This window comes from Variovorax boronicumulans (assembly GCF_009811375.1).
Classification (GTDB): Bacteria; Pseudomonadota; Gammaproteobacteria; order Burkholderiales; family Burkholderiaceae_C; genus Variovorax; species Variovorax boronicumulans.
Map to the genome: position 1 here is coordinate 713,694 of NZ_BKDH01000001.1, position 17,723 is coordinate 731,416.

General features: G+C 66.9%; 15 protein-coding genes. 10 read left to right on the top strand and 5 right to left on the bottom strand.

What is annotated here, in order from left to right; translation table 11 throughout:
- Positions 1-27 precede the first annotated feature (27 nt).
- Genes trbE through VHAB30_RS03440 form a run of 8 tightly spaced genes read left to right on the top strand, consistent with a single transcriptional unit; the run spans position 28 to position 8,350 of the window.
- The gene (trbE, locus tag VHAB30_RS03405; RefSeq protein WP_159275815.1) at positions 28-2,526 is read left to right on the top strand and encodes a conjugal transfer protein TrbE; all 2,499 of its coding nucleotides are present in this window, start codon (positions 28-30) and stop codon (positions 2,524-2,526) included.
- The gene (trbJ, locus tag VHAB30_RS03410) at positions 2,523-3,287 is read left to right on the top strand and encodes a P-type conjugative transfer protein TrbJ (protein WP_159275816.1); all 765 of its coding nucleotides are present in this window, start codon (positions 2,523-2,525) and stop codon (positions 3,285-3,287) included. The genes trbE and trbJ overlap by 4 nt, the downstream gene beginning before the upstream one ends.
- Positions 3,288-3,296: 9 nt before the next feature.
- Entirely contained in the window at positions 3,297-3,605 is a 309-nt protein-coding gene (locus tag VHAB30_RS03415; protein WP_159275817.1) for an EexN family lipoprotein, read from the top strand.
- A gap of 4 nt (positions 3,606-3,609) precedes the next feature.
- Positions 3,610-4,983: a P-type conjugative transfer protein TrbL gene (gene trbL, locus VHAB30_RS03420; RefSeq protein ID WP_159275818.1), complete on the top strand. Its 1,374-nt coding sequence runs from the start codon at positions 3,610-3,612 to the stop codon at positions 4,981-4,983.
- Between the two features lie 25 nt (positions 4,984-5,008).
- On the top strand, positions 5,009-5,722 hold the full coding sequence (trbF, locus tag VHAB30_RS03425; protein ID WP_159275819.1) for a conjugal transfer protein TrbF: 714 nt from the start codon (positions 5,009-5,011) through the stop codon (positions 5,720-5,722).
- A complete protein-coding gene (trbG, locus tag VHAB30_RS03430) occupies positions 5,719-6,759 on the top strand; it encodes a P-type conjugative transfer protein TrbG (RefSeq protein WP_159275820.1) in 1,041 nt (346 codons plus the stop codon). The genes trbF and trbG overlap by 4 nt, the downstream gene beginning before the upstream one ends.
- Positions 6,756-8,069 carry a TrbI/VirB10 family protein gene (locus VHAB30_RS03435; RefSeq protein WP_159275821.1) on the top strand — a complete coding sequence of 438 codons (1,314 nt, stop codon included), beginning with the start codon at positions 6,756-6,758 and terminating at the stop codon, positions 8,067-8,069. Before trbG ends, VHAB30_RS03435 begins: the two co-directional genes overlap by 4 nt.
- The gene (locus VHAB30_RS03440) at positions 8,066-8,350 is read left to right on the top strand and encodes a DUF2274 domain-containing protein (RefSeq protein WP_159275822.1); all 285 of its coding nucleotides are present in this window, start codon (positions 8,066-8,068) and stop codon (positions 8,348-8,350) included. The genes VHAB30_RS03435 and VHAB30_RS03440 overlap by 4 nt, the downstream gene beginning before the upstream one ends.
- 602 nt (positions 8,351-8,952) lie before the next feature.
- Here VHAB30_RS03440 and VHAB30_RS03445 read toward each other — a convergent pair.
- Positions 8,953-10,644 carry an AMP-binding protein gene (locus VHAB30_RS03445; RefSeq protein WP_235926420.1) on the bottom strand — a complete coding sequence of 564 codons (1,692 nt, stop codon included), beginning with the start codon at positions 10,642-10,644 and terminating at the stop codon, positions 8,953-8,955.
- Between the two features lie 15 nt (positions 10,645-10,659).
- Positions 10,660-11,250, bottom strand: coding sequence for a 2-hydroxychromene-2-carboxylate isomerase (locus VHAB30_RS03450; RefSeq protein ID WP_159275823.1), 591 nt, complete (start codon positions 11,248-11,250; stop codon positions 10,660-10,662).
- A 159-nt stretch (positions 11,251-11,409) separates the two neighbouring features.
- On the opposite strand from VHAB30_RS03450, the gene VHAB30_RS03455 reads away from it, so the two are divergent.
- Both VHAB30_RS03455 and VHAB30_RS03460 read left to right on the top strand, forming a co-directional pair.
- The gene (locus VHAB30_RS03455; protein WP_159275824.1) at positions 11,410-12,150 is read left to right on the top strand and encodes an SDR family oxidoreductase; all 741 of its coding nucleotides are present in this window, start codon (positions 11,410-11,412) and stop codon (positions 12,148-12,150) included.
- 7 nt (positions 12,151-12,157) lie between these two features.
- Entirely contained in the window at positions 12,158-13,144 is a 987-nt protein-coding gene (locus VHAB30_RS03460; RefSeq protein ID WP_159275825.1) for an NAD(P)H-dependent flavin oxidoreductase, read from the top strand.
- A gap of 47 nt (positions 13,145-13,191) precedes the next feature.
- On the opposite strand, the gene VHAB30_RS03465 is transcribed toward VHAB30_RS03460, so the two are convergent.
- Genes VHAB30_RS03465 through VHAB30_RS03475 form a run of 3 tightly spaced genes read right to left on the bottom strand, consistent with a single transcriptional unit; the run spans position 13,192 to position 17,701 of the window.
- Entirely contained in the window at positions 13,192-14,712 is a 1,521-nt protein-coding gene (locus tag VHAB30_RS03465; protein WP_159275826.1) for an AMP-binding protein, read from the bottom strand.
- 9 nt (positions 14,713-14,721) lie between these two features.
- Positions 14,722-16,500: an acyl-CoA dehydrogenase C-terminal domain-containing protein gene (locus tag VHAB30_RS03470; RefSeq protein ID WP_159275827.1), complete on the bottom strand. Its 1,779-nt coding sequence runs from the start codon at positions 16,498-16,500 to the stop codon at positions 14,722-14,724.
- A gap of 16 nt (positions 16,501-16,516) precedes the next feature.
- On the bottom strand, positions 16,517-17,701 hold the full coding sequence (locus VHAB30_RS03475; RefSeq protein ID WP_159275828.1) for an acetyl-CoA C-acyltransferase: 1,185 nt from the start codon (positions 17,699-17,701) through the stop codon (positions 16,517-16,519).
- Positions 17,702-17,723 lie beyond the last annotated feature (22 nt).

The window sequence follows — 17,723 nt, forward strand, 5'->3', positions numbered from 1 at the left end:
ATGCGTGATGCAAGAAGGGGAGACGCCATGCTGAATCTCGCCGAGTACCGCAAGCGCCCGGCGCTGCTGGCCGACTGGCTGCCCTGGGCCGGTCTGGTCGCCCCTGGCGTCGTGCTCAACAAGGATGGATCGTTCCAGCGCACGGCGCGGTTCCGCGGGCCGGACCTTGACAGCGCGACGCAGGGCGAGCTCGTCGCGACCTCGGCACGGCTCAACAACGCGCTGCGCCGGCTCGGCGCGGGCTGGGCGATGTTCGTGGAGGCCGAGCGGCGGGAGGCGGCCGGCTATCCGGAGTCGTCGTTTCCCGAGGCGCTGTCCTGGCTGGTCGAAGAGGAGCGCCGCGCCGCGTTCGAGGAGGACGCCAGCCACTTCGAGAGCCGCTATCACCTGACCTTGTTGTACCTGCCGCCCGAGGAGTCGAAGGCGCGTGCCGCGGGGCTGCTCTATGAGCGCGCAGGGACAGACGTCCAGGATGGATCGGGTGCAGCGGACGGGTCGGATTGGAAGGGGCGGCTGGAAACCTTCGTCTCCGAGACCGAGCGCTTTTTCGGTCTGCTCGAAGGCGTGATGCCGGAGGTCGAGTGGCTTGACGATGCGCAGACGCTGACCCACTTGCACAGCTGCGTGTCCACGCGTCGGCACGCGGTCGCGGTGCCCGAAGTGCCGATGCACCTCGATGTGCTGCTGGCCGACGAGCCGTTGACGGGCGGGCTCGCGCCGATGCTCGGCAGCCGGCATCTGCGCGTGCTGTCGGTGCGCGGCTTCCCGACCTCGACTTGGCCGGGCCTGCTCGACGACCTGAACCGCCTGGGCTTCGCCTACCGCTGGAGCACGCGCTTCCTCTGCCTGGACAAGGCCGAGGCGGAGAAGGAGCTCGTGCGCCTGCGTCGCCAGTGGTTCGCCAAGCGCAAGAACATCGTCGCGCTTCTGCGCGAGACCATCTTCCAGCAGGAGAGTGCGCTGGTCGACTCGGACGCCTCGAACAAAGCGGGAGATGCTGACGCTGCCCTGCAGGAACTCGGCAGCGACCAGGTGGCCTTCGGCTATGTGACGGCTACGGTGATCGTGCTCGACGCCGATGCGGCGGCCGCCGACGAGAAGCTGCGCGCGGTGGAACGCACGATCCAGGGCCGCGGTTTCGTCACGATCCCCGAGACCCTCAACGCGGTCGAGGCCTGGCTGTCGTCGATCCCGGGCCATGCCTACGCGAGCGTGCGCCAGCCCATCGTCTCGACCTTGAACCTCGCGCACATGCTGCCGGTATCGGCCGTCTGGGCCGGTCCCGAGCGCAATGCGCATCTCGAGGGTCCGCCGCTGATCGTCACGCGCACCGATGGCGCCACGCCGTTCCGGCTGGTCACGCACATCGGCGACGTCGGGCACACACTCGTGGTCGGGCCGACCGGCATGGGCAAGTCGGTGCTGCTCGCCACGCTCGCGCTGCAGTTCCGCCGCTATGCTGGCTCGCGCATCCTGGCTTTCGACATGGGGCGCTCGTTGCGCGCCACGATCCTGGGGCTGGGCGGCGAGCACTACGACCTCGGGACTGATGGCGAGATCGCCTTCCAGCCGCTCGCGCGCATCGACCTGGACGGGTACCGCACCTGGGCGGTGGAGTGGGTGGAGGGACGCCTTCGGCAAGAAGGCCTCGAGGTCGGGCCGGCCGAGCGGGAGATGGTGTGGTCGGCGCTGGCCAGCCTCGCCACCGCACCACTCGAGCAGCGCACGATGACCGGTCTGGCGGTGCTGCTGCAGTCGAATGCCCTGCGCCAGGCGCTGGCGCCCTACGTGCTCGGTGGTGCGCATGGGCGGTTGCTGGACGCGGACCGGGACCGGCTGGGCGCGTCCTCCATCCAGTGTTTCGAGATGGAGGAGCTGATGCACAGCAAGGCGGCCGTGCTGGCCGTGCTGAGCTACCTGTTCGCGCGCTTCGACGAACGCTTCGACGGTGCGCCGACGCTCCTGATCCTCGACGAGGCCTGGCTGTTCCTCGACGACCCGGTGTTCGCCGCGCGCATCCGCCAGTGGCTCAAGACGCTGCGCAAGAAGAACGTCTCGGTGATCTTCGCGACGCAGAGCCTGGCCGATATCCAGAACTCCAGCATCGCGCCAGCCATCGTCGAGAGCTGCGCGAGCCGGATCTTCCTGCCCAACCCGCAGGCCACGGAACCCCAGATCCGCGTGATCTACGAGGGCTTCGGACTCAACCGCCGGCAGATCGAGATCGTCGCCACGGCGCAGCCCAAGCGCGACTATTACTACCAGTCGCGCCTGGGCAACCGGGTGTTCGAGCTCGGGCTCGGACCGGTGGCGCTGGCGTTTGCCGGCGCGGGTTCGCCCGAAGACCAGCGCGAGATCGACCGCGTGCAGGCCTCGGTGCTGGCGTCGCCGTTCGCGCGGATGCTTTCGGTCTTCGCGGCCGCCTGGCTGCGGCACCGCGGTCTCGGATGGGCGGCCGACCTCATTCCATCGTTTCCATCTGCATCTCCATCTCTTTCCTCAACCTCGCAGGAGCCAATGCCATGAACCTCCAGTTTTCCTTCAAACCCCGGATCGCCGCGCTGGTCGCGGTCAGTGCGATCGCTTTCGGTGTGGCGCCACCGGCCCATGCCATCTTCGGCGTCGGCGACACGGTGTTCGATGCGTCCAACTTCATCCAGAACATGCTGACGGCAGCCCGTGCGCTGGAGCAGATCAACAACCAGGTCGAGCAGCTGCAGAACGAGGCGCAGATGCTGCGCAACCAGGCGAGGAACCTGCAGGGGTTGGACTTCAGTGCGCTGTCCGAGCTCAAGTCGACGCTGGCGGCCACGAACCAGCTGATCCAGCAGGCGCAGGGACTCGCGTTCAACGTCTCGCGCATGGAGGACGAGTTCAAGCGTCTCTATCCGGAGTCCTTTTCAGCGGCGATCTCCGGCGCGCAGATGGCCGGCGATGCGCGCCAGCGCTGGCGCAACTCGCTGGAAGCCCTGCGCACCGCGACGCGGGTGCAGTCGCAGGCGATGCAGAACTTCGCCGCCGACGAGCGCGCGCTCACGGATCTCGTGAACCGCAGCCAGTCGGCCACGGGCGCCTTGCAGGCGATGCAGGCGACCAACCAGCTGCTGGCGCTGCAATCGCGCCAGGCGATCCAGGCGCAGCAGCTGCAGATCACGCAGGACCGCGCTGCGGCGCTGGAACAGGCGCGGCAGGTGGCGGTGCAGGAGCGTGCGCGCGAGGTGCGTCGCCGCTTCATGGGCAGCGGCACGCCGTACACGCCCCATAACGTGAATTTCTACGGCAGCTGAGGGGCGTCCATGAAGAACCTGCTTCTCATCGCGACAGCCGCTTTGGCCCTGGTGCTCGCCGGCTGCGGCAAGTCCGAGCCTTCAGCGCCTGCGATCGAGTCCGTCGAAGCCCTGGTCGCGAGTCCCGAGCGGCTGAAGGAGCTGCGCGCGCAGTGCAAGGCCGACCATGCCAGGATGGGCGACGCGCAGTGCCAGGCGGCGGCCGAGGCCACGCGCCAGCGCTTCATGAGCGGCGGCCCATCGCCCTACGCGAGCGATCCGGTCCCGCCACCGGCCGCACCTGCTTCGCCGCCGGCCGGCGCGGGCGCCAAGGACTGAAGCGATGAACGATGTCGCGGTCATCGATCGCTTCCTGGATGTCTTCTCGCGCTACATCGATTCGGGCTTCGGCTTGCTGCATGGCGAGGTGGCGTTCCTCACGGCCACGCTGGTCGTGATCGACATGACCCTGGCCGGGCTGTTCTGGGCCATGGGCCATGCGGCGGGGCAGGGCGACGACGTGATCGCGCGGCTGATCCGCAAGGTGCTCTATGTGGGGGCGTTCGCTTTCATCATCGGCCACTTCAACCAGTTGGCCGGGGTCCTGTTCCGGTCGTTCGCGGGGCTCGGCCTGATGGCGTCGGGCTCCGGCCTGACGCAGGCGCAGTTCCTGCAGCCCGGCCGGCTTGCGCAGGTCGGCATCGAGGCGGGCCGGCCGATCATGGAACAGATCGGCGAGATGACGGGCTTCCCCGAGACCTTCGCCCATCTGGACACCATCGCGGTGCTGTTCCTGGCCTGGCTGGTGCTGATCGTGAGCTTCTTCGTGCTCGCGGTGCAGCTCTTCGTCACCTTGATCGAGTTCAAGCTGACGACGCTGGCGGGCTTCGTGCTCGTGCCCTTCGCGCTGTGGAACAAGACCGCGTTCCTGGCCGAGAAGGTGCTGGGCAACGTGGTGTCCTCGGGCATCAAGGTGCTGGTGCTGGCGGTGATTGTGGGGATCGGCACCGGCCTCTTCGCGGAGTTCCGCACGCCGCCTGGGGCCGAGCCGTCCATCGACCATGCGCTGACGATCATGCTGGCATCGCTGGCGATGCTAGGCCTGGGAATCTTCGGACCGGGGATCGCGACGGGCCTGGTGTCGGGCGCGCCGCAGCTCGGTGCCGGCGCGGCGGCCGGTACGGCCCTGGGTGCGGCGGGGCTGGCCGTCGCCGGTGGCGCGGCCGTGGCGAGCGCGGGTTCCGCCGTGGCCGCGGGCACGCGCATGGCGCCCGGCGCAGCGCGTGCGGCCATCGGCGGCGGCGCGGCGGCCGCGCGCTCGGCCAGCAGCCTGGCGGACGGCGCGAAGTCGGCCTACCAAGCCGGCGCGGCGGCATCCAGCGGTGGAGGTGTGCGCGCGGCCGGTGCCGGCCTTGCCCATCTCGCGAAAACCGGTGCCGGTGCCGTCGGCCAGCAGGTCGCGTCTGGCGCCAGGGCCGTGAAGGACCGCGTGGCGAGCTTCGTGGCCGATGCCTCTGCGCCTGCGACGACGGGGCATGCGGCATCTACCGGTGCGTACGAGCCCGACGCACAGGCCCACGAGCCTGCATGGGCCCGACAGATGCGCCGCAAGCAGCAGCTGAGCCATGCGGCCTCCACGACGGCACATGTCCTGCGCTCGGGCGACCACGGCGGCAGCGGCACGGGCCCGAGCCTGCGCGACGACGCCAGCACCTGATCCGGATTCTTGAGGAGAACGACCCATGCGATTCAAGCGACCCCAGGTGCGGTACTCGGACACGCCCGAGCCCGTCACCCCCTATCAAGCCGCGGCGCAGGTCTGGGACCAGCGCATCGGCAGTGCGCGCGTGCAGGCGAAGAACTGGCGGATCATGGCCTTTGGCTGCCTCTCTCTGGCCCTGCTGATGGCCGGCGGGCTGGTTTGGCGCTCGGCGCAGTCCATCGTGACGCCCTATGTCGTCGAGGTGGACAGCGCCGGCCAGGTGCGTGCGGTCGGCGAGGCCGCCACGCCCTACAAGCCCAGCGACGCACAGATCGCGCACCACCTGGCGCGCTTCATCACCGACGTGCGCTCGCTGTCGATCGATCCGATCGTGGTGCGGCAGAACTGGCTCGAGGCCTACGAGTACACGACGGACCGCGGCGCCGCGACCTTGAACGAATACGCGCGAGCCAACGATCCGTTCTCGCGCATCGGGGAGAGCTCGGTGGCGGTGCAGATAAACAGCGTGGTGCGCGCCAGCGATTCGTCGTTCCAGGTGCGCTGGACGGAGCGCCGCTACGTCAATGGCGAAGCGGCCGGGCTGGAGCGCTGGACCGCGGTGCTGGCGATCGTGCTGCAGGCGCCGCGCACCGAGGAGCGGCTGCGCAGGAACCCGCTGGGCATCTACGTCAACGGTCTGTCCTGGAGCCGCGAGCTCGATGCGACGGACACAGCGAAAGGAACCAAGCCATGAAGACGGATTTCCGTGAACACGCATTTGCGCCGATCCTGATGGCGGCGGCCGTCCTCGCCGGTTGTGCCACGCAGGGCAAGCCGCCGCCGGCGATCCCGCTGGACGAGCCAGTGGCCGTCGCCGCACAGCCGGTGCCCGAACCGTCCCCGCCCGTCGAGGTGGTGGAGGTGCCGAAGCCCTTGCCGCTGCCCGGGCAAATGAAGGCGCTGCCGAGCGCGCAGGAGGCCAAGTCGGTGCCTGAACCCCTCGACGAGAAAGTGCGCGTCTCACGGGCCAACGAGGAGGCCCGCGTACCACCGACGCGCGAGGGCTACGTCAATGCGATCCAGGTCTGGCCGTATGCGGACGGCGCGCTGTATCAGGTCTACACGAGCCCGGGCCGCGTGACCGTGATCGCACTGCAGGAGGGCGAGGAACTGGTGGCGGTCTCGGCCGGCGACACGGTGCGCTGGATCGTGGGCGACACGGTCAGCGGCAGCGGTGCGAGCCAGCGGGTCCACGTGCTCGTGAAACCCACGCGCGTGGGCCTGAAGACGAACCTGGTCATCACGACGAATCGGCGCACCTACCTGTTGGAGCTGTCTTCGACGCCGCAGGCCTGGATGGCGTCGGTGTCCTGGGACTATCCGAAGGACCGGATGCTGGCGTTGCAGAAACAGTCGAGTGAGGCGCGGGCCGCCGCGCCTGTGGATGCGGGCCTGTCGGTGGAGCAGATCCGGTTCCGCTATGCGATCAGCGGCGATACGCCGTCCTGGAGACCGCTGAGGGCCTTCGACGACGGGCAGAAAGTCTACATCCAGTTCCCGGGCGGCATCGCCCAGGGCGAGTTGCCGCCGCTGTTCGTCATCGGGCCGCAGGGCGACGGGCAGCTCGTGAACTACCGCTTCCGCTCGCCGTACTACGTGGTCGACCGCCTCTTCGGCGCGGCGGAGCTGCGGCTGGGCGGCTTCAAGGGCGGCAGAGCCGAGGTGGTGCGCATCGAGCGCACGGATGGCGCGATCGGCAGCGTACAGGGCACGCGGAGCGGTGGGTCATGAGCGCGGAAGAGACCGTGCCGCCCCTGTCGTCCCAGGTCGCGCCCAAGGTGGCGCCGGAGACGGTGGCCCTGCGCGCGCAGCCGCGGCCGGTCATGCGGCTCAATCGCCGCATGCTGGCGGTTGGCGCCGGCACCCTGGCCGCGGCTGTGCTCGGTGGCACGATGTGGTCGCTGCAATCGCAGAAGCGCGAGCGCAACCCGGCGGCCGAGCTGTATAACGTGGACCGCGTGGCCCGGGCCGATGGGTTGGACCAGTTGCCGAAGGACTATGCCGGGATGCCGCCGGCGTCGAAGCCGGCGCCACCGATGCTGGGGCCGCCGCTGCCGGGAGACCTCGGGTCGGCCATGGTGAAGGCACAGCAGCCGATGGAGGCGAGGGCGGGGCAGGGCGTTGATCCGGCGCAGGCCGAGCGCTTGGCGGCCGAGGAGGCGGCGCGATCGTCGGTGTTCTTCCGGCGCGGCGGCGACGGCGCCGCCGCGAAGCGGGGGACGGCCGTCGAGCGGGCCTTGCCCGCAGCCGCCGCGGATCCCTCCGGGATGACGGCGGGGCAGCAGCCGTTCAATCCTTTGGGCGCGATGAACCCAGCCGTGGCTTCGCCCACCGACCCTACGACGGCACAGAACCAACAGGACCGCCAGGAAGCTTTTCTTGCGAATGCCGGTGACACGGCCACGCGCAATCCGGGCAGCCTGCAATTGCCGGCTTCGCCGTACCAGGTGATGGCGGGCACCATCATCCCGGCTGCGCTGGTGACGGGCATCAACTCCGACTTGCCGGGGCAGGTGATCGCCACCGTGACAGAGGCGGTCTACGACACGGCCACGGGGCGCCATCTGCTGATCCCGCAAGGCTCGCGGCTGATCGGGCGTTACGACAGCCAGGTAGCCTTCGGGCAGCGGCGCGTGCTGCTGGTATGGACAAGGCTGATACTGCCGGACACGTCCTCGGTGGCGCTCGATCGGTTGCCGGGCATCGACCCGGCCGGGTACGCCGGGCTGGGGGACGCGGTCGACTGGCACTGGGATCGCATCCTGGCCGGCGCGGCGTTGTCCACGCTGCTCGGCGTGGGAGCCGAGTTGGCCGCGCCGCAGAGCCGGGCGGACCAGGATGGCAATCGCCTCGTGATCGCGGTGCGTGAGGGCGCGCAGGACACGGTGAACCAGGTCGGGCAGGAAATCACGAAGCGCAATGCGAACATCCAGCCGACGCTGACGATCCGGCCGGGGTTTGCGATGCGGGTGATGGTGAACAAGGACTTGATCCTGCGGCCGTATCAGCTATTGTTTTTAAAGCGCGGGAGTTCGCAATGAACAAGACCAAGCTCCGGCTGGGCCCACTGCCGAAAGCGGAAGTGGTCAAGCTGACGATCTCAGTGTCCGCTGAACTGAAAACGACGCTGGACCGGTACGCAGAACTGCACAGTCGGGAATATGAACAGGCCGTCGATGCGGTTGCGCTGATCCCTCACATGCTTCATGCGTTCATGGCACGCGACAGGGAGTTCAAAAGAGTAGTGGCCAAAGCGTCGTCGGACGTTCGGTCTAAGGCCGGTGGTCCGTTGTCGCCATCGAGAGCTGCGCATGAAAGCTGATGCAGCTACTGCAAGGTGGGGCGCGTCAATTACCGATGGTGCTGAGCAACTGCATGCTTTCTGCGGCCAGATAGAGTTCATCCTCTTTGGTCACGAACCTAGCGTGCATCATTGCAAGGCGGATGGGGTATAGCCGTCGGAAGGACTCCCGCACGCTACGGCAACAGATGGACGCAGTGCGTCGGTGCTGCGCAGTGAGCCCAATCATCACGAGCGAAGCCCCACACATTGGCGGGGTACGTGACCCGTGTGGCCTCCGGCTTGCGCGTCGAGGTTGCCGATGCCGGCCACATGACAACCTTGTGCCGCTCATAGAGGACATCCGTGTCGTTGTTGGGCGATCCGCAGCCAAACGAACGCCCCGACGGGCCGAGGTCCGATGCTTCGAAAGTGAGAGTGCCGCTTCCGCGCGCTGCGGTTTGCTGGAACCCGAAGGGCTGTATGCGGCGGTAGGATCAGAGATCGCGTTACGCCATCTCCGGCCTTACGTCGGAAAGTGTGCGAAGGACTTCGCAAACAGCCGAGATGCCTGGACTTGAAAATGCATCTGCAGTGCGGTCCAGCACTCCAGTCGAGCCGCGTACATACGTCGATTCAGCTACTCATCCGGCGACTTCAACCTTGGGTGCCGCGTCCGTGGCACCGCTGGAAATTGGCCTCAGCTCTTTGCGCAGAATTTTCCCCACTGCTGATTTGGGCAGCGACTCGAGGAACGTGATGTGGCGAGGCACCTTGTATGCGGCAAGGAGCTTGCGGCAATGCGCTTCCAACTCTTCCGCCCTCAGCCCAGGTACGCGGCGAACGACGAAGAGATGCGGGGCCTCCGCCGAGCGCTCGTCAGGCACCCCGACGCACGCGCATTCGAGCACGTCCGGGTGCATGGCGACCACGCCTTCGATCTCGTTCGGGTAGACATTAAAGCCGGAGACCAGGATCATGTCCTTCTTCCGGTCGACGATGTACATCAGGCCTTGCGCATCCATGGTGACGATGTCGCCGGTCTTGAACCAGCCGTCCGGCGTGAACGACCTGCGCGTTTCTTCCTCGCGGTTCCAGTAGCCCGCGAAGACCTGCGGGCCCTTGATCAGCAGTTCACCCGGCGTGCCGAGCGGCACCGGTTCGCCCGCCTCGTCGGCGATGAGAACGTCGGTCGACGGCACAGGCGCGCCGATGGTGCCGTTGCGCCCCGGCGCATTGAAGGTAGCGCTGGGCGACGTTTCAGTAAGCCCATAGGCTTCGGTGATGGGTGGGCCGCCGGCCGCAACCCACTTGGCTGCAACGGCGGCCTGGATCGAGGCACCCGCGCCGATGACCACGTTGCAGCGGGAGAAGTCGATGCTGGACAGCTCGGGCAACGTCACCAAGGCATTGAACATTGTGTTGACGCCGATCAGCATGTCGAAGGGCGCCCGCTCGAGTTCGGCGCAAAGCGCCTGGGCGTCGCGCGGATTGATGACCAAGCGGTTGTGAGCGCCGCTGGCAAGGGCCGTCAAAGCCATCCCGAGCGGAAAGATGTGATACAGCGGCAACGGCGTTACGATCTCGAAGTTGTCAATGTCGAGTGCCAACCCCAGCCATGACCGCATCTGCAGCGAGCTGGCAAGCACGCTACGGTGTGTCAGGCAAGCGCCCTTGGAAACACCCGTCGTGCCGCCGGTGTACTGCAGAAAAGCCAGATCGGAGGGACGCACATGCTCGCTGGCAAATTCGGCGTCCGGTAGCGCGGCGGTCGCGTCGCGCAAACCGACGACGCGAGGCCCATCGTTCGCAGCTGGCGCGCCTGCATCGCCGCCCGTCGCGAACAATGCCTGCTTCACCTGTTGCATCGGCACGGTCATGACATACCGAAGCTGTGTCTGGCCGAGAACCTCGGTGACCACACCCATGAACGACTCGGCAGCCACCAGTGCAGACGCCCCCGAATCGGCCAGTTGGTACGCCAGCTCGCGTGCCGTGTAGAGCGGGTTCATGGTCACCCCCACCATGCCCGCGCGCAGGATGGCGGCCAAAGCCACGGGGTAGATGAGGTTGTTGTGCAGCAGAAGGGCGACTCTGTCACCGCGCTTGAGCCCGGCCGCTTGCAGGGACCGCGCGAGCAGCGCCGACGCGTGCTCGACCTGGGCGAAGCTCAGCGATTCTCCGGCGCAGGTGACGGCCGTCCTGGACCCGTGCCTCGTGAACGCGCGTTCGAGCAAGCTGACGAGGGTTTCACTGTCGTCCAGGACGATCTCGCGGGGAAGCCCTGCGGGGTAGGAGGCATGCCAGGGGCGGTGTTCCATGAGTTTTTCCTTCATGCGGTTGGCGGCGGCTCAGGACAGGGCTTCGCGAACGAAGTCCATGCGGTCCTGTCCGAAGAACATCTGGTCGCCGACGAATAGCGTGGGTGCGCCGAACACGCCGCGTTCGACGGCCTCTTGCGTGGTTGCCTTCAGTGCCGTCTTGGTTTCGGCATCCTGCGTCAGGCGCTCGATCTCGGCGGGATCGAATCCGCCCTCGGCCAAAATGCGGGCCGTGAGCTGCGCATCGTTCAAGTTGAGCGCGTCGATCCACAGTGCCTTGAACACGCAGCCGAGCAGTTGCTGCAACTGCTCGGGGCGCCGCAGCTGAATGCCGGTGACCGCACGCATGAGGAACAGCGTGATGACCGGAAAGTGCGGATTGCCCTGGAAGGGAACGCCATAGCGGCGCGCATGGCGCTCGTAGTCCATCTGCGTATAGCGGCCCTTGGCGGGGATGGTGGCCGGTGACGCGTTGCCCGTGGCCTGGTAGACGCCGCCGAGCAGCATTGGCCGGTACACGAGCTCGGCGCCGTGGCTGCCGCATAGCGCGGGAAGCTGCGTCCAGGCCAAGTAAGAAGACGGGCTGCCGACATCGAAGAAAAAATCAACCGACTTGCGCATTCATGGCTCCTTTAATTAAACGAACGTTTGGTTAACGAAAGCTATGTGATTAACGCGCCACCGTCAACGGGGTTTCACTGGACTTCATTCCTCATTGACAAACGAACGTTCAGTGATTAACGTGCAATGACCTAACGAACGTTTTTTAAAGGAGACCGTATGGACCCATCAGCCAACCACCGCGGCGTGGCCCTCGTCATCGGTGCGGGCGACGCGACCGGCAGCGCGATCGGCGCGCGCTTTGCCCGCGAAGGCTACGTCGCGTGCCTGACACGGCGATCGGCCGACAAGCTGGAGCCCGCTGTCGAGCGCATCCGCAAGGCCGGCGGCCAGGCGTTCGGCTACGGCAGCGACGCGCGCAAGGAGGAAGAGGTCGTGGCCCTCATCGACCAGATCGAGAAGGAGCGCGGCCCGATCGAGGTGATGGTCTTCAACATCGGCGCCAACGTGCCCAGCAGCATCCTGGAGGAAACGGGGCGCAAGTACATGAAGATCTGGGAGATGGCCGCCTTCAGTGCGTTCCTGAATGCGCGCGAGGTCGCGCGCAGGATGGTTGCGAGGGGACGCGGGACGATTCTGTTCACCGGCGCGACGGCGGGCATTCGCGGCTCCGCGAACTTCGCGGCCTTTGCCGGCGCCAAGCATTCCCTTCGCGCACTGGCCCAGAGCATGGCGCGAGAGCTCGGCCCGCGGGGCATCCATGTGGCGCACATCGTGGTCGACGGCGCCATCGACACGGAGTTCATCCGCAGCAACTTCCCGGAACGCTACGCGCTCAAGGAGCAGGGCGGCATCCTGAACCCCGAGCACATCGCGGAGAACTACTGGTACCTGCACACCCAGCCTCGAGACGCCTGGACGTTCGAGATGGACCTGCGCCCCTACATGGAAACCTGGTGAAAGACACATGAAAACACGCATCACTGAACTCTTCGGCATTCGCCACCCGATCATCCAGGGCGGCATGCACTACGTCGGCTTTGCGGAGCTGGCCGCGGCCGTGTCCAATGCCGGCGGGCTCGGGCTCATCACGGGCCTGACCCAAAGAACCCCCGAGCTCCTGGCCAAGGAAATCGCGCGCTGCCGCGACATGACGGACGAGCCCTTTGGCGTCAACCTCACGTTCCTGCCGACCTTGTCCTCGCCGCCATACCCCGAGTACATCGCGGCGATTGCCGAGGGCGGCGTTCGCATCGTCGAGACGGCCGGGCGCAGCCCCGAGGCCTACATGCCCGCGCTCAAGAAGGCCGGCATCAAGGTGATCCACAAGTGCACCTCGGTGCGCCACGCGCTGAAGGCCGAAGCGATCGGATGCGACGCCGTGAGCGTGGACGGTTTCGAGTGCGGCGGACACCCGGGCGAGGACGACATGCCCAACATGATCCTGCTGCCCCGGGCCGCCGAGGAACTGAAGATTCCATTCGTGGCCTCCGGGGGCATGGCCGACGCACGCAGCCTGGTGGCGGCCCTGGCGCTGGGCGCGGACGGCATGAACATGGGCACGCGCTTCGTGGCGACGCAGGAAGCGCCGGTCCACCAGAACGTGAAGGACGCCATCGTCGCGGCCACCGAGCTCGATACGCGGCTCGTGATGCGCGGTCTGCGCAACACCGAGCGCGTGTTGACCAATTCATCGGTCGAGCAGCTGATCCGGATCGAGAAGGAAAAGGGGGCCGATCTCAAGTTCGAGGACATCATCGACCAGGTCGCGGGCGTCTACCCGCGCGTGATGCTGCAAGGCGAGATGGATGCCGGCGCCTGGAGCTGCGGCATGGTGGTCGGCCTGATCAACGACATTCCGACGGTGCAGGAACTGATCGACCGCATCATGGAAGAAGCTGAGCATCTGATCGTGCAGCGCCTCGCCGGGTTCCTGGAGCCGGCGCTGGCCTAGCCCTGGACATCCGCCGGCTCGCTGCCCCGCGGGCTGGCTCGCACCCTCTAGGCCAGGTAGCGATCGCGCAGCAGTTTCTTGTAGAGCTTGCCGGTCGCGTGCCGGGGAAAGTCGGATTCGAAATCGATGCTTCTCGGCACCTTGAGCGGACCGAGCAGCTCGCGGCAGCGTGCCTTCAGCGCATCGGCGATCCCCGTGCCCGTGAAATCCGAATGTGCCGGCTGGATGACGGCTTTGACTTCTTCGCCGTATTCCTCGTTCGGCACCCCGAAGACCGCGGCATCTGCGACACGGGGGTCTTGCAGCAGCACGTTCTCGATCTCTTGCGGGTAGATGTTCACGCCGCCCGAGATGATGACGAAGTCCTTGCGGTCCGTCAGGTAGAGGTAGCCTTCATCATCGAGATGGCCGATGTCGCCGAAGGAGCGCCAGCCCTGCGGACTCGTCGCCGCGCGGGTCTTGGCGGGATCGTTCCAGTACTCGAATTGGACATCGCTTTCGAAGTAGACGTTCCCGGTTTCGCCCGTGGGCAGCTCACGGCCGGCGTCATCCAAAATGTGCAGGATGCCGTCGGTCGCTCGGCCGACCGAGCCCTTGTGCTCGAGCCATTCGCGCGACGTGATGGCCGTGGAGCCGATGCCCTCGGTGCCCGAGTAGTACTCCTGAAGGATCGGCCCCCACCAGTCGATCATCGCCTGCTTGACGTGCACCGGGCAGGGCGCCGCGCCGTGAACCGCCTGGGCCATGGAGGCCGTGCTGTAGCGGCTGCGTACATCGCCTTCCAGTCGCAGAAGGCGATGGAACATGGTCGGCACCCAGAGCGAATGCGTGCACCCGAAGCGCGCGATGGCTGCGAGCGCGCGCTCGGCGTCGAACTTCGGCATCACGATGCTGGTGGCACCGGCATGGATCGCAGCCGAGAGGAACCGATTGGGCGCGCTGTGATAGAGCGGCGAGGTGGACAGATAGACCGACGAGGCGTCGAGCGCGAATGCGCGCGCCACCGCGGCGTTGCGGTTGTCGACGGCATCGAAGTCACCCTCGAATGGCGGCTTGCGCACGCCCTTGGGCCGGCCGGTCGTGCCCGATGAATACAGCATCTCGCGTCCTGGCGCGAGCACGGGCGGCAGCTCGCCCGGCGCAGCCAGAAAGCGCGCATCCCAGGATTCGATGGCCGAATCCGCAAAGCCGATCCCGACGCGCCGTGCGCCACCCAGGTCCAGCGACCAAACCGTTTCGGCGCTCATGCAGGCCGACGACACGACCGCGACCGACGCCCCCGAGTCCTTCACGATGTATTCGAAATCCGCAGCCAACAGCCGCGTCGAGGCGAGCACGTAATACAGCCCGATACGCTGCGCGCCGAGTGCAAGAAAGAGCAAAGCGGGCGCGTTCTCGATGCACAGCACGATGCAGTCGCCCCGCTTCAGGCCGAGCGACAGCAAGGCGTTGGCCGCCCGGTTCGCCTCGCGTTCCAGCTGTGAGAAGCTGAACGCCTCGCCCGATTCGAGAAAGTGCACCGCCACCTTGTCGGGCGTGGCAACTGCGAAGCGGCTCAGGTGGTACATGCCGCGCGGTCAGAAGAGATCGATCGCCGGTTCCATCAATGCCGAAGACCCGGCCCGGATCTCGCCGCAGAGCGCCGCCGTCTGCGGCAGGAGCCGCTGGAAGTAGAAGCGGGCGGTGGCGATCTTCGATGCATAGATTGGATCGGTCGACTCGGCGTGCCTGAACGCCACTTCGGCCATGCGGGCCCAGGTCCATGCGAGGGCCACATGCCCCACCAGGCGCAGATAAGGCACAGCGGCGGCCCCAGCCGCGTGCGGGTCATGCGCGGATGTGGCAACGAGCTTGCTTGTGAGTTGCCTCACTTCAGCGACCAACCCGGCGAGCGGTTCCGCGAATTCGCGCATCGCCTCGCGCGGGCCACAGGTCTCGGCGAATGCGCGGGCCATGTCCAGGAAGGCGCCCATCTGCCGGCCCTGGTCGGCCAGCACCTTGCGCCCGAGCAGATCCATGGCCTGCACGCCGTTCGTGCCCTCGTAAAGGCCCACGATGCGCACGTCTCGCAGATGCTGCTCGACGCCGTTCTCGCGGATGTAGCCGTGCCCACCGAACACCTGCATGGCGAGCAGCGTGCACTCCACCGCGAGGTCGCTGGACAGCGCCTTGACGAGCGGGGTCAAGAGGCCCAGCAGGTCGGCCGCCTCGTCGCGTTGAGCGACGTCGGGGTGAAGGCGCTGCACGTCACTGAGCTGCGACGTCCACAGCGCCAGGGCACGTGCGCCCTCGATGTTCGCCTTCTGCGTGAGCAGCATTCGGCGCACGTCGGCATGCCCGATGATCGGGTCGGCCACCTCACTGGAAGATCTCGCGCCGCTGGCACGGCCCTGCAGGCGCTCCTTCGCATAGGCCCGAGCCTTCTGGTAGGCAGCTTCCATCAGCCCGATGGCGATCATGCCGACCAGCACGCGCATGTGGTTCATCTGCACGAACATGCCCGCCAGACCCTTGTTGGGCGCACCCAGCAGCCAGCCGGTCGCGCCGTCGAAATTGATGGTGCAGGTCGAGTTGCCGTGGATGCCCAGCTTGTGCTCGATGGAGCCGCAGACCACCGCATTGCGCGCCCCGGCGGCGCCGCTCGCATCGGGCAGGAACTTGGGAACGATGAAAAGAGAAATGCCCTTCACGCCGGGCGGCGCGTCCGGCATGCGCGCCAGCACCAGGTGCATGATGTTGTCGGTCAGGTCCTGCTCGCCGCCCGAGATGAAGATCTTGCTGCCGGTGATGCTGTAGCTGCCATCGGCCTGCGCCACGGCACGGGTTCGCATCAGGCCCAGGTCGGTGCCGGCGTTCGGCTCGGTCAGGCACATCGTGCCGGCCCATTCGCCCGAGGCGATCTTCGGCAGGTAGAGTGCCTTCTGTTCCTCCGATCCGTTGGCCGCCACGTTCACGTAGGTGGCATGGGACATGCCGGGGTAAGACGACCACGCCATGTTCGCGCCGCCGAAGACTTCGTAGACCGCATTGGCTACGACCGAAGGAAAGCCCTGGCCTCCGAACTCGGGGCTGCACGCCAGTCCGGGCCAGCCGTTCTTCGTGAACTCGTCATAGGCCTTCTTGAAGCCCGGCGGCGTCTGCACCACGCCGGGCGAGGGCATGCTGCACCCGTGCTCGTCTCCGGGCCCATTGAGCGGCGCGATCACCTCGGATGCGAACTGGCCGGCCGCGGTGAGCACCTGGTCGATGGTTTCGGCGTCGAGCTCCGGCTGGCCGCAGGCCTCCAGCATGGCCGGCACCTGGAGCACTTCGTGCAGCACGAATTGAATGTCCCGCATGGGGGCCTGATAGGTCATCGTGATCTTCCTTGCCTCAAGCCACTTCGAACAGGCCCGCAGCGCCCATGCCGCCGCCGATGCACATCGTCACGACGACGAAGCGCGCGCCGCGCCGCTTGCCTTCGATGAGCGCATGCCCTACCAGCCGCGAGCCGGTCATGCCATAGGGATGCCCGATCGTGATGCCGCCGCCGTTGACGTTCAGCTTTTCCGGATCGATGCCCAGGCGATCGCGCGAGTACAGCACCTGGCAGGCGAAGGCCTCGTTCAATTCCCACAGGCCGATGTCGCTCACCTTGAGCCCGTGGGTCTTCAGCAGCTTGGGCACGGCCAGGACCGGGCCGATGCCCATTTCCTCGGGCGCCAGGCCGGCCACCGCAATGCCGCGGTAGGTGCCCAGGGCCTTGAGCCCGCGGCGCTCGGCAACTGCGCGCTCCACCAGCACGCAGGCCGATGCGCCATCCGAGAGCTGGCTCGAGTTGCCCGCGGTGATGACGCCGCCTTCGATGACCGGCTTGAGCATGGAAAGGCCTTCGAGCGTGGTGTCGGGGCGATTGCCTTCGTCGCGGTCCAGCGTGACGTCGCGGTAGCTGATCGCGCCCGTCTGCTTGTCGGCCACGGCCATGCGCGCGGTGATGGGCACGATCTCGTCATCGAACAGATGGCGCTCCTGCGCCAGGGCGGTGCGGCGCTGCGCTTCCGCGGAATACGCGTCCTGCGACTCGCGCGAAATGCCGTACTTCTTTGCCACGATCTCGGCCGTGTTCAGCATCGGGATGTAGGCGTGCTGCACGCGCGCGATGAGCAGCGGGTCGGCCTCTTCACCCACCCACTTGACGAAAGGATTCTGCACGGCGGAGATGTTCTCCTGGCCACCGCCCACGGTCACGTCCATGCCGTCGACGATGATCTGCTTGGCCGCCGTTGCGATGGCCATCAGGCCAGATGCGCATTGCCGGTCCATCGTCTGTCCCGGAACCGACTGCGGCAGTCCCGCCGCAAGCGCCGCGAGACGCCCGATGTTCATGCCCGCGGTGCCGGCGGCCATCGCGCTGCCGACGACCACGTCCTCCACTTCTCCGGGATTGATGCCAGCCCGCTGGACGGCATGCTGGATCGCATGGCCCATCAGGGTCGGCGACTTGATGTTGTTCAATGCGCCGCGAAACGCGCGGCCGATGCCCGTGCGTGCGGTGGAAACGATGACGGCTTCTCTCATGGTCAGACTCCAGGGGTTGGCT